This is a genomic window from Lachnoclostridium phytofermentans (assembly GCF_000733755.1).
Taxonomy (GTDB): Bacteria; Bacillota; Clostridia; order Lachnospirales; family Lachnospiraceae; genus Lachnoclostridium; species Lachnoclostridium phytofermentans_A.
Genome location: NZ_JPOF01000001.1, coordinates 142,039 through 155,261 on the forward strand (window position 1 = coordinate 142,039; position 13,223 = coordinate 155,261).

Annotated in this window: 11 protein-coding genes; 9 read left to right on the top strand and 2 right to left on the bottom strand. The window is 36.6% G+C overall.

Annotated elements, in window-relative coordinates; genetic code table 11:
• Positions 1–64 precede the first annotated feature (64 nt).
• The 4 genes from fusA (at position 65) to CC92_RS0100730 (ending at position 5,502) form a co-directional block, all read left to right on the top strand.
• Positions 65–2,182 (top strand): elongation factor G, encoded by a 2,118-nt coding sequence (gene fusA, locus CC92_RS0100710; protein ID WP_029502308.1) that lies wholly within the window; start codon positions 65–67, stop codon positions 2,180–2,182.
• A 238-nt stretch (positions 2,183–2,420) separates the two neighbouring features.
• Positions 2,421–3,614 carry an elongation factor Tu gene (tuf, locus tag CC92_RS0100715; protein ID WP_029502307.1) on the top strand — a complete coding sequence of 398 codons (1,194 nt, stop codon included), beginning with the start codon at positions 2,421–2,423 and terminating at the stop codon, positions 3,612–3,614.
• A 208-nt stretch (positions 3,615–3,822) separates the two neighbouring features.
• Entirely contained in the window at positions 3,823–4,293 is a 471-nt protein-coding gene (tnpA, locus tag CC92_RS0100725; protein WP_029501569.1) for an IS200/IS605 family transposase, read from the top strand.
• A gap of 381 nt (positions 4,294–4,674) precedes the next feature.
• Complete coding sequence (locus CC92_RS0100730; RefSeq protein WP_029502306.1) at positions 4,675–5,502, top strand: hypothetical protein; 828 nt, start codon at positions 4,675–4,677, stop codon at positions 5,500–5,502.
• A gap of 387 nt (positions 5,503–5,889) precedes the next feature.
• Here the strand turns inward: CC92_RS0100730 and CC92_RS0100735 are convergent, their stop codons facing one another.
• Positions 5,890–6,267: a PH domain-containing protein gene (locus CC92_RS0100735; RefSeq protein WP_029502305.1), complete on the bottom strand. Its 378-nt coding sequence runs from the start codon at positions 6,265–6,267 to the stop codon at positions 5,890–5,892.
• Positions 6,268–6,842: 575 nt separating this feature from the next.
• Between CC92_RS0100735 and CC92_RS0100740 the strand changes: the two genes are divergently transcribed.
• Positions 6,843–8,813 carry a GGDEF domain-containing phosphodiesterase gene (locus CC92_RS0100740; RefSeq protein WP_029502304.1) on the top strand — a complete coding sequence of 657 codons (1,971 nt, stop codon included), beginning with the start codon at positions 6,843–6,845 and terminating at the stop codon, positions 8,811–8,813.
• Here the strand turns inward: CC92_RS0100740 and CC92_RS0100745 are convergent.
• Positions 8,793–9,389 carry a hypothetical protein gene (locus CC92_RS0100745; protein ID WP_029502303.1) on the bottom strand — a complete coding sequence of 199 codons (597 nt, stop codon included), beginning with the start codon at positions 9,387–9,389 and terminating at the stop codon, positions 8,793–8,795. The genes CC92_RS0100740 and CC92_RS0100745 overlap by 21 nt on opposite strands.
• Positions 9,390–9,813: 424 nt before the next feature.
• Here CC92_RS0100745 and CC92_RS0100750 point away from each other — a divergent pair, with 424 nt between their 5' ends.
• The 4 genes from CC92_RS0100750 (at position 9,814) to CC92_RS0100765 (ending at position 13,106) form a co-directional block, all read left to right on the top strand.
• The gene (locus CC92_RS0100750; protein WP_012198272.1) at positions 9,814–10,803 is read left to right on the top strand and encodes a rod shape-determining protein; all 990 of its coding nucleotides are present in this window, start codon (positions 9,814–9,816) and stop codon (positions 10,801–10,803) included.
• A gap of 105 nt (positions 10,804–10,908) precedes the next feature.
• Complete coding sequence (locus CC92_RS0100755; RefSeq protein WP_029502302.1) at positions 10,909–11,682, top strand: flagellar hook-basal body protein; 774 nt, start codon at positions 10,909–10,911, stop codon at positions 11,680–11,682.
• 139 nt (positions 11,683–11,821) lie between these two features.
• Positions 11,822–12,637 carry a flagellar hook-basal body protein gene (locus CC92_RS0100760; protein ID WP_029502301.1) on the top strand — a complete coding sequence of 272 codons (816 nt, stop codon included), beginning with the start codon at positions 11,822–11,824 and terminating at the stop codon, positions 12,635–12,637.
• Between the two features lie 124 nt (positions 12,638–12,761).
• Positions 12,762–13,106 (top strand): rod-binding protein, encoded by a 345-nt coding sequence (locus CC92_RS0100765; RefSeq protein WP_051650655.1) that lies wholly within the window; start codon positions 12,762–12,764, stop codon positions 13,104–13,106.
• Positions 13,107–13,223: the final 117 nt, after the last annotated feature.

Genomic DNA, 13,223 nt, shown 5'->3' on the forward strand with positions numbered 1-13,223 from the left:
ATATTTAGAATTGACCCCTTAAAATACGGGGCTCAATTGTCAAGAAATTAAGGAGGAAATATCCTTGGCTGGAAGAGAATACCCATTAGAGAGAACAAGAAACATCGGTATTATGGCTCATATTGATGCTGGTAAGACTACTCTTACAGAGCGTATCTTATACTATACTGGTGTTAACTACAAAATCGGTGATACTCATGAAGGTACTGCTACCATGGACTGGATGGAGCAGGAACAGGAAAGAGGTATCACAATTACTTCAGCCGCTACAACATGTCACTGGACATTGGAGTTAGAGCATAAGAAAGCTCCAGGTGCATTAGAGCACCGTGTCAATATCATTGATACACCAGGACACGTTGACTTTACTGTCGAAGTAGAGCGTTCCTTACGTGTACTTGATAGTGCGGTTGGTGTATTTTGTGCTAAGGGTGGTGTAGAGCCACAGTCTGAAACCGTTTGGCGTCAGGCAGATAAATACAACGTACCAAGAATGGCATTTGTTAATAAGATGGACATTTCAGGTGCAAACTTTTATAACGTAGTAGGTATGATAAAGAACAGATTAGGTAAGAATGCTGTTCCAATTCAAATACCAATCGGAAAAGAAGACACATTCCAAGGAATCATCGATCTTTTCGAGATGAGAGCTTATTATTATCTTGATGATAAGGGTGATAGCATCGAAATCAGAGATATTCCTGATGATATGAAGGATTTAGCTGACGAGTACAGAGCAGCAATGATTGAATCTATCTGTGAAACAGATGACGATTTAATTGAAGTTTTCTTAGAAGGAAATGAGCCATCTAATGAAGAGCTTAAAAAAGCTTTAAGAAAAGCTACAATTAGCGTTCAAATCATTCCTGTACTATGCGGTTCCGCATATAGAAACAAAGGTGTTCAGAAGTTACTTGATGCCGTTATCGAATACATGCCAGCACCTACTGATATTGAAGATATCAAAGGTATTGACGAAGAAGGTAACGAAGTTCACAGAGTTTCCTCTGATGATGAACCTTTTGCAGCTTTAGCATTCAAGATTATGGCTGACCCATTCGTTGGTAAGCTCGCATTCTTCCGTGTATACTCTGGTACATTAAACTCCGGTTCTTATGTACTTAATGCTACAAAGGGTAAGAAAGAGCGTGTTGGTCGTATCCTTCAGATGCATGCAAACAAGAGAGAAGACCTTGATAAGGTTTACTCTGGTGATATTGCAGCAGCTGTTGGTTTTAAGTTCACTACAACAGGTGATACTATTTGTGATGAGAAACATCCAGTTGTCCTTGAGTCAATGGAATTCCCAGAACCAGTTATCGACGTTGCTATTGAGCCTAAGACAAAAGCAGGTCAGGATAAGATGGGTGAAGCTTTAGCAAAACTTGCTGAAGAAGATCCTACGTTCCGCGTTCGTACTGATGAAGAAACAGGACAGACAATTATTGCAGGTATGGGTGAGCTTCATCTTGAAATTATTGTTGACCGTCTTCTTCGTGAATTTAAAGTAGAAGCTAACGTTGGTGCACCTCAGGTTGCATACAAAGAAGGCTTCACAAAAGAAGTTGATGTTGATAGCAAGTACGCAAAACAGTCCGGTGGTCGTGGTCAGTATGGTCACTGTAAAGTTAAGTTTAGCCCAATGGACGTTAATGGTGAGAAGACTTTCGAATTCGTATCTTCTGTAGTTGGTGGTGCTATTCCTAAGGAATACATTCCAGCTGTTCAGGCAGGTATTGAAGAAGCTATGAAGTGCGGTGTACTTGGCGGATATCCAGTACTTGGTGTTCGTGCTAACTGTTATGATGGTTCTTACCATGAAGTTGACTCTAATGAAATGGCATTCAAGATTGCTGGTTCCATGGCATTTAAAGATGCGATGCATAAAGCAGGTCCAGTTCTATTAGAGCCTATCATGAGAGTAGAAGTTACTGTACCAGATGATTACATGGGTGATGTTATCGGTGATATCAGCTCCCGTCGTGGTCGTATCGAAGGTACTGATGATAATAACGGATCCAAGGTTATTCACGGATTTGTGCCATTGTCCGAGATGTTTGGTTACTCCACAACACTTCGTTCTAAGACACAGGGTCGTGGTGCTTACTCCATGTTCTTCTCCACTTATGAGCCAGTTCCAAAGAACGTTCAGGAGAAGGTTCTCAGCAATAGAGGTAAGTAATTAAAGTTCGATGGGAGATGTACTTTAATAAGTACATCCTTCCATTGATATAAATATAAGCCATGCATATTTTTTGTACTTGAAAATATTTTACTTTTGAAATATAATTAGGCTTATAAGGCGCTTTTTCTGCCAATGCAGAGAGCATAAATATCATTATGACTAACGTCAAGTGATATAACGATCATAAAATATTTACGCCCTACGATGGGGCGGATTTAAAGGAGGACGTTTTAAAATGGCTAAAGCTAAGTTTGAAAGAAACAAACCACATTGTAATATCGGAACCATCGGTCACGTAGATCATGGTAAAACAACATTAACAGCTGCTATCACAAAGACACTTCATGAAAGATTAGGTACTGGTGAAACTGTAGCATTCGATAAGATTGATAAGGCTCCAGAAGAAAGAGAAAGAGGTATTACAATTTCTACTTCTCACGTTGAGTACGAGTCAAAGAAGAGACACTATGCACACGTTGACTGCCCAGGCCATGCTGACTATGTAAAGAACATGATCACTGGTGCTGCTCAGATGGATGGTGCTATCCTTGTAGTTGCTGCTACTGATGGTGTTATGGCTCAGACTAAAGAGCATATCTTACTTTCCCGTCAGGTTGGTGTTCCATATATCGTTGTTTTCATGAACAAGTGTGATATGGTTGATGATCCAGAATTACTTGAATTAGTAGAGATGGAAATCAGAGAATTATTATCTGAGTACGAGTTCCCAGGCGATGATACTCCAATCATTCAGGGTTCTGCTCTTAAGGCTCTTGAAGATCCAACTAGCCCATGGGGTGACAAGATTCTTGAGTTATTCGACGCTGTTGATAGCTGGATTCCAGATCCACAGAGAGAGACAGATAAGCCTTTCTTAATGCCAGTTGAGGACGTATTCTCTATTACTGGTCGTGGTACTGTTGCTACAGGCCGTGTTGAGCGTGGTGTTCTTCACGTATCTGAAGAAGTTGAAATCGTTGGTGTTAAGGAAGAGACTCGTAAGGTTGTTGTAACTGGTATCGAGATGTTCCGTAAGCTTCTTGATGAGGCTCAGGCTGGTGATAACATCGGTGCACTTTTACGTGGTGTTCAGAGAACAGACATCGAAAGAGGACAAGTTCTTTGTAAACCAGGCAGCATTACATGCCACAAGAAATTTACAGCTCAGGTTTACGTATTAACTAAAGACGAAGGTGGACGTCATACTCCATTCTTCAATAACTACAGACCACAGTTCTACTTCAGAACAACTGACGTTACTGGTGTTTGTAACTTACCAGAAGGCGTTGAGATGTGTATGCCTGGAGATAACATCGAAATGACTATCGAATTAATTCACCCAATCGCTATGGAGCAGGGTCTTGGATTCGCTATTCGTGAAGGTGGACGTACTGTAGGATCAGGTAAGGTTGCTACAATTATCGGCTAATCGATATTTCGTACAATATAGTTGCTGAATCTATATCCCGTAAATCCTCATAATGAGGGTTTACGGGTTTTTTTGTAGGGCTATCTTTAATAAACCACCGGCTAGGCCGGTGGATCACAATGGCTTCTAGCATTTTCATAATAAAACTCCTTTGTTATAATAAGTGTGGGTCTCAAACCGCACTAAATATAACAAAGGAGGTATCCAATTGGATAAGAATACATTATCACATACAACATGGGAATGTAAATATCATATTGTTTTTGCACCGAAATTTAGAAGGCAGATAATTTATGGAAGTATAAAGGCAGATGTTGCAAATATACTAAGTACATTGTGTAAAAGGAAAGGTGTAGAAATTATAGAGGCTGAATGCTGCAAAGATCACGTGCATATGCTAGTTAGAATACCACCGAATATAAGCGTTTCGGAATTCATGGGGTATTTGAAGGGAAAAAGTTCATTGATGATATTTGATAGACATTCAAATTTAAAATACAAATATGGAAATAGAAAATTCTGGTGTAGAGGATACTTTGTAGATACAGTTGGAAAAAATGCAAAGAAAATAGAAGAATACATCAGAAGCCAGTTGATGGATGACCAAGCAGAAGATCAACTAAGTTTGAAAGAATTTATTGACCCGTTCACGGGTGAGCCAGTAATAAAAGGCAAATAATAAACCCTTGTAAGGGTTAGCCAGAGAAAGTGGTGCGGTTGGGGCCTTTACTTTCGAAGGACCTTTGAGGTCCATGCCGGCAATAGCCCCTTACAGGGGCAGAGCAAACCACCAGTTCACACTGGTGGTGCTGATTCTGCCTTTTGTGACGACATTAATTACATAATTGAAAATGGAAAATTGATTTAAATCATTGATAAATTTACTGTAATTTTTACACGTTTGCTTTTTTAATGGAAATATGTTATACTAATACCATAATAAAATAAGTAAAAGAACCGTCGATTAAAAGAAGGGCTTTTAATATTCTACTGTAAAGTAGCTGTATGAAAAAGCACCTTCTTTTTTTTTATATCGAAGGTAGAAAGGTGGTCACAGATTATGAATATACAGAATCAAACAGTATTTCATAGGAAGTTTGGAAAAGGAATTATTGTCGATTTGAAACAAAACAAATTAGCCGTACAATTTGATGAAGGGAAGAAGATTTTTGTATATCCAGATGCATTTCGTCAATTTCTTGTTCTTATGGAGAAAGATAGTAAGAATTATGTTGACGATATTTTAAAGGACTTGGCTAAAAAAGAAGAGATTAATAATCGCTTAGCTAGAAAGATGGAACGACATAATCTACTAAAAGATAAACTAAAACTCCATCCAAGTTCGCAAATTGTAATTCGATTTATTGAGAATGAGAAGTCTACATTTCTTAAAGAAAAGGTAATAAGTACTGGATTCATACAGACCGGAAAGACAAAAGGAATGCCAGTAAGGCCATCAAGACTACATCAAAACTCAGCATGTATTTTAACGGAACGAAATGATGAAGATGAATCTAGTCGTACCATTTTTGGCATTGCGATGGTTGGAGAGGATTTCTTAGGTACTGATTGTAAAGATGGGAAGATAACGTTGCATTCAAAATACATCTTATTACTACCAGATCATTTGCCTAAATTAAAGTTTTGGAATTATTATATGGATGAAAGATATCCAGAAAAGTTAGTATGGAAGTCAGGAGAATTTCGATATTGTTCCAATGTAATATCTGCACAAATCTTAAAAGATATCATGAGTCTACCTCTTGAGGAAGATAAGGTTACACTTGCAGAAGAGTTCTATCACTATTTTTGTGAAATTAATCAAATTGATGAGGAAACTCTACCACCTCCTTCTGGTAAATTATTAGAAGATAGAAGTATTAGATAGCATAACTAAGAGAAAATTGATACAGGAATGATATTTAGAGGATTACAAATTATAAGTAAATATATGGAGTGTAACAAAGGATTATTATGATTCGGTTCCAGAGTATTTACCCGATAAAAATAGTGCAACGAATAATAAATTCTTTAGATAAGCCATAAATACTTTATGTAATGATTTATGTTATGCTTTGAAAAATTAAATCCCACGATAAGGAGGTGTTATGTTATTACCTTCCTAATGATAAGCGGAGATAGCTCAAAGAAACCTTGATAAAGCAATTTGCTTTCTTGTTTCTTTCGTTATCTCCGCATTTTATTTATGACAAGGAAAAGTTCGCGAAGCGTGCTTTTTCTTGTTTTATATGTATCATAGAGGGTATTATACTAATTATTTTAAGATATATAAGCTAATAAATTGGCCGATTTTTATAATATCACTTTGTCCTGTAAATTCAAATTTTACTTTACCAATACCGCTAAAATACAATTCTAATTCACTATCCATGTCAAATACACCAGAAGTCTCTATGGAATATGCTTGAACCTTTGAATATGGTAAGCTAGTAAAGTCTTTTTTCTTACCCGTCATGCCCTGTACATTAACAGCAATAGCTCTCTTATCAGTAAACACAACAAAATCACGCATTCCTTTATATGCGTTGAGAACATTCTCTCCAGGAATTAATAGCTGCGTAATTTCTTTCTCTACCTCACGATACGGAACCAATCTTAGTTTAAATACACTTCCATTAGTAAAATCAATCATAAGAACCTCCATTTTGTATATATAGTTTTAATTTACTATTCTTATCAAGCATATCATACCGTTTAGATATTTACAAATCTCATTTCATTTTTGTAGCAGCTCCCCTAAAAAGCAATTCATTACTAATAAGGATAATAGAGAATAATGGTTCTACAGGAAACGATGGGACGGAGTCAGATAGTAGTACCACAGAAAATACTGATACTACAGAAAAACGTACGAACCAGAGAACGGTACCAGATTTCGGCGGTATGGGGCAGAAAGGTGGTATGAATAGGACTTCAGATTAGATGGACGCAAAGGAGCTGTATTATATTAACAAAGTTTCAAATAAATCCCATTGATACAGTTGCGTGGAAAATTATCGCATGTTATAATAAATTATCAAATAATATGACATAATGTCGTATTTTGTTAGTACAAGAAAACAGTGATTATGTAATAGAATACAAGAAAATTATATAAAACATCGGAAATTTTATTCCTTAGGTTGTGGTTTTGTATACCAACACAATTTAGCCGTACTTTCGTAGAAGGCTAGATGAATAGAATGTAGATGCAGGGGGAGCATGGCTATGAAACTAGGAGGTCTATCAAGCCGAAGAGGCTATTACGATGATTATTACACCAGAAATAAAAGAAGTATTCGAATCTTTGTGATATTAGCAATTGGTATCATCTCGGTAGTTGCATTTTTGATGTCATTAAAAGGAATGCTTCTAACTGAGGCTGAAACAAAGTTGTTGGAATATACAAGGATAAGTGGGGATTATATTAAAACGAGTGAAGCAGGCAAACAGTTTATGGATGAAAACTGGGTATCAGGGGAACTTACAATAATACCTGGTGCTAAAAATCCATCTTATTTTCATGGTAATGCACATAGCTATGTTGTTACGCTTGAAGGAAAAGTGATTGGAGCGTTATCAAAGTCTGGTATGACCGCATTATCTAATTATGGAAGTACCGTTATACATAGTGTGAGAAATCTAAGTGATACCCAGTTTTATCAAGATGTGATTGAGAGGAAAGGTTTGGTTGAACTCCTTAAGGTAGAAAGTGGGGAGAAGTATTATATTGCATTCACATCGCCAAGTTGGTTAGAAAATGGCTATATGATAAGTATTGTTCCTTATCAAGAGATACATCAGGAAATCCTAGCTGTTTGGAAGATGGCTATTGTGATCGTATTGTTCTCGTTCTTAGCCATAGTCCTTGCCTTCTCCTATAGTATTTTACATCGGAATCGAATAAAAAAACAATCAACAGATATGGGAGAAGCGGATAAGATTACAGGTCTTCCAAGTCCACTGATTCATAAAAAGAAAGTAAAAGATAGAATAACAAGAGGAAATGTAGCGTTTGCATATGTATCTTTCATCATAGAGAATTATGATATCATATATCAGTTGTCTGGAAAACAATACTGTGAAAAATTATTAAAGCAAATTGCAGATAAGATCCAGAGCGAGTTAACAGAAGGTGAGCTTCTAACCCGTTACCATGATGATGAGTTTGGAATGTTGCTAGAGTATCAAGGAGAACTTGCTCTTCGAAACCGATTGGTTAGGTTACTAAAGTATGCAGGGGACTTACCACAAGAAGATAATAATTTTTGTTCGATTACTTTTCAGTGCGGAGTATGTGAGCTGAGGGAAGGCATGGAGGTAAAAGATATCATTCGAAATGCTAGACAGGTTCGAAATTATGGAGTAAATGGCTATACGGCAAATATCGAATTTTATAATGAGAAAGAAGAAGAGCGCGAGGAACCTAAGATAGAGGATATCACAAATGCTCTCATTCAGAATGAGTTTTTGGTATTTCTTCAGCCGATTTTAAAACTGGATACGAATGAAATTGCTGGTGCAGAAGCTTTAGTGCGTTGGAATCATAAAATGAACGGGATACTAGCGCCAAACGTCTTTCTTCCTATGCTTGAAGAGGATGGCTCCATTGTTAAACTTGACATGTATGTATTAGAAGAGGTATGTGAGTATCTAAAGGATTGGATGGATAAAGGAAGAAAGGTTGTACCGATATCAGTGAACCTGTCTGGAAAGAATCTAAATCGTGCAGATTTTCTTACAGAGCTTATTGGAATTGTCGATTATTATAAGATACCACATGAATTATTAGAGTTAGAATTTTCGGAAGCTAGTGTTTATAAGTCTATGGAGTTGATGAAGATAACAATACAGAAATTAAGTGATTTGGGATTTCATATCGCTATTGATAAGTTTGGTGCTGGATTTTCATCTCTGCAATTGCTAAAGGAGCTACCGATTCATGTGTTAAAGATTGATAAAAAACTAATTATGGATTTAGAAGATTCAGAATTTTCGAATCAAGAAAACACAATCGTTATGCATATCCTCTCCTTCGCAAAAGCAAGAAATCTTACCGTAGTTGCCAAAGGAGTGGAGACGAAAGAACAACAAAATGTACTTATAAATCAACAATTTGATATGTTGCAGGGATTTTATTATCAAAAACCTATGCCATCGGAGCAATTCGAGAAATTATTAGATTCCTCCAAAGCGTAAACTATGATGAATATATCGTTTATAGAACACCATACAAAAGAAACGGGTTAGTACGATAATAGCTAAAGTAATAACCGGTATATTTTGATAAAGGAAAAAACTGTCCGTAGGTGTATTCTGTTGCTGCCATAAAAATAAAAAGAAGCAAGTTAATAGAAAAGAAATCGAGTTACTTTGGTACTTTATTCTTGAATATTGATATTTTTTCTTAAGTTGTGGGAGCAGAGTAGTATCTGCTTCCACTTTTTTGGCGAAAATATAAGATAGGGTATGCTTTTTTTTCGGCTCAGAAGGTACTTCATCATAAGCAGAAGGTTTTAGTATTCTCTGATCTTTTGCGTGTAAGTTACTTTTATCAGTAAATAGAAAATTAAAAACAACTGGTAAAATATTATGCAGAATTAGGATATGAAAGGCTGGACTTTCGTCACGTCCGGTAATGGCAGCAGGCACAAAGTATAGTAGAAGCAGGAGGTTACCAATATGTTTTGCTATTAATAGTGCACGATAATTACTCACCATACGAATTTCATGATTCATTATTTTTTGTTCCATTGATACGTTACTTGTATTCATAGACACCTCGAATTTTAATCCATTTGTACTCCATCATATCATCAAATGAATAAAATTCAAAGAAAAAATGGTCAGCTTTTTTAGAAATTTGCCGATATTATAAACGTGTCGTAAAAAATAAGATGATCACCCAAGATTGCTCCTAGGAAAAATGAATCGAGAACGAGGAATATAACAACTAAAATCATGTAAAAATAATAAAAAATATATTTTAAAGAGATTAATGGAATGCAGTATTTGTGCAATTTTGGTGAATATGTTAAAATATATCGTAATATGATGATTTTAGGAAAAGTTTTGAAAATTTCCTTTGAAAATTTTCTGAAACACGTTTATAATATAATAGAGTACGTTTATATTTGAGATAATCGAAAGAGAATAAGATAGAATATCTATTTGGTGGATTTTTGAAAGGAGAATTACAATGTTGGGTTGCGACATCGGAATCGATTTGGGAACAGCTAGTGTTCTGGTATATATTAAAGGCAAAGGCGTTGTATTAAAGGAGCCTTCTGTAGTTGCGTTTGACCGAGATACAAATAAAATAAAAGCAATCGGAGAAGAAGCTAGACTGATGCTTGGTAGAACACCTGGAAATATCGTTGCGGTACGTCCATTACGTCAGGGTGTTATCTCCGATTATACAGTAACTGAAAAAATGTTAAAATACTTCATTCAGAAGGCAGTTGGTAAGCAACGTTTTCGTAAACCAATCATTAGTGTCTGTGTACCAAGTGGAGTAACAGAAGTAGAGAAGAAAGCAGTTGAGGATGCAACTTATCAAGCAGGAGCAAGAGATGTTGCTATTATAGAAGAGCCTATCGCAGCGGCAATTGGTGCTGGTATCGATATCTCAAGACCATGTGGTAATATGATCGTGGATATTGGTGGTGGTACTACAGATATTGCTGTTATTTCCTTAGGAGGAACTGTAGTTTCTACCTCAATAAAGATTGCAGGCGATGACTTTGATGAAGCAATCGTTCGTTATATGCGTAAAAAGCATAATTTATTAATTGGTGAAAGAACAGCCGAAGATATTAAGATAAAGATTGGTTCTGCTTATCGCAGACCAGAAGTTGTTGCCATGGATGTTAGAGGACGTAACCTTGTTACAGGACTTCCTAAAACAATCTCTGTAACTTCAGAAGAAACAGAAGAGGCACTAAAAGAAACAACTTCACAGATTGTAGAAGCAGTTCATAGTGTGTTAGAGAAAACTCCACCAGAATTGGCTGCTGATATTGCAGATCGTGGTATCGTATTAACCGGTGGTGGATGCTTATTATATGGTTTGGAAGAATTAATCGAAGAAAAAACAGGTATTACAACAATGACTGCAGAGGATCCTATGACAGCAGTAGCAATTGGTACTGGTAAATACGTTGAATTTTTAAGTGGTAAAAAAGACTGAAAATAATAATGCTTAGCTTCACAAAAATACAAGGAATGGATAAATTCATAGACAGGGATGTTATACCAATAATGTTATGACAATGATGTCAAAAAGGAGAATGTAATGGTTAGAGGTCTATATACTGGTTGGACCGGTATGGAAAATGAGCAAAAACGTCTAGATATCATATCGAACAACTTAGCGAATTCCGCTACCGTTGGATATAAAAAGGAAGGCGTAACAAATCAATCCTTTGATGATGTACTAACGTTAAAAATTCGTGATGAGTCCGAAAATTTTACCGATAAAAGAATTGGTAAGATGTCGCTTGGAGTGAAGCTTGGCGAGGTGTATACAGATTATACACAAGGTTCGTTAAGAGAAACTGGGAATACATTTGACTTAGCTGTTGAGGGTTCGGGATTTTTTAAGATGGAAGTTACGGACCGTGATGGAAATGTAAAGGAACGCTATACTAGAGCTGGTCAGTTCTTAATGGACAAAGAAGGCTATATTGTTGATGTGAATGGAAATCACCTTATGAGTGAAGGGGGAAACCTTCAGGTGCCTACAGATGCCAGTCAGATCGTCATTGACTTAGAGGGAAATGTTTTTGCAGATGGTGTACAAGTAGATCAGTTAGTTGTAACAGATTTTGAAAATTATGATTACCTAAAAAAGTTTGGTGAGACAATGTATGAAGCGGTAGACGGTTCGGTAGAAAAAGATACAGCCGCTGGAATCCGTCAAGGATACACAGAACAGTCAAACGTCAATGTAGTTAGCGAGATGGTAAATATGATTGCTATAACGAGAGCTTATGAAGCGAATCAGAAAGTGATTCAATCCATCGATGGTACTTTAGAATTAGCTGCAAATTCTGTAGGTAAAGTTTAATTTGTAAGAGTTAATATTTAATTTTGTTACGATAACATAGTTTTACACGGGAGGTAGTGTGAAAAGTCATGATTTTTCACACACGAATTTGCACTGTCGCCCAAATTCGCAGGATTGCGACAGAATGGAGGTAAGTTTTATGATGAGAGCACTTTGGACTGGGGCGTCGGGTATGATTTCTCAGCAAACAACTCTAGATACGATATCAAATAATTTTTCCAATATCAATACAGCTGGATATAAGAAGGAGACAGCACAATTTTCCTCCTTACTATATTCTAAAATACAAAGTAAAGTAACCGATAGTGAGGGAAATGAAAAACCTGTGATAGGACAGGTTGGTTCTGGTGTTAGAGTAACTGGTATTGTATCCTCTTTTACTCAGGGGACTTTACAAGAAAGCAGTAATGATTGGGATCTTGCGATTGAAGGGAATGGATTATTTTCTGTTCTTGACTCCGATGGAAATACCGCATATACAAGGAATGGATCATTTCGAGTAGCAATTGGTCCTCAGGGTGCTACATTAGCAAATGCTGACGGATATCCGGTACTAGACACAAATGGTCAACCGATTGTATTTAATAAAGACTGGGATATCTCGAAAGTTACCATGGATGAATACGGGAACCTGATGTATCCAGATGATAAGAATGTCGCACAGCGTACTAATATCCAAATTGGACTCACTCAATTTGTTAATCCTGCTGGTTTAGAGAAAGCTGGTGGAAGTTTATTTTATGAGACTTCCGCATCCGGAGCTCCTCTGAAAGAGATAGAAAATACGAATTTAAAACAAAGTAAGATTCATTCCGGATATCTGGAAGCATCCAATGTACAGACTGCGGATGAAATTGTGAATTTGATTGTAGCTCAAAGGGCTTATGAAATGAATTCCAAAGCAATTACAGCAGCAGATGAGATGTTACAACAAGCAAATAACTTACGTCGTTAAATGGTCTAAACCATAAGGAAGAATATCGGCATTGGGAGAATTTCAGCTATTAGCTAGAATTTCCCCTTAAGGAGGAATTTCAACCTTCGGCAGAATTTCAACCTTCGGCAGAAAGGAATAGCAGATGAGTATTTCCATTGGAAGTGATGCAATGTTTCAGACATTGAGTCAAACTGCGCAAAACACATCAAAAACAGCGAAGTTAGAAAATAACCTTGGAAAAGATATTAAGACAGCTACTGATGAGGAGCTAATGGAGTCCTGTAAGAGCTTTGAAACTTACTTAGTAGAACAGGTGATTAAACAAGTAAAGAATACCATTGCTAAAAGTGAAGAGGATGAAAATGAATATATGTCCTATTTTGGCGACATGCTATATCAAAGCTATGCAAAGGATATTACAGAATCCGGCCAATTAGGTATTGCAAAGCAGCTTTATGAGGCAATGAAGAGGGATCAGAATACTTGATAGAGGTTTGAAATAATCAGAATTTAAATAAGATAAAAGGTAAGCCTCATTGGCAAAGACATCAATGTAATTTGATGTTTTTACTAATGAGGCTATTTATACACTTAAGGTGCACAG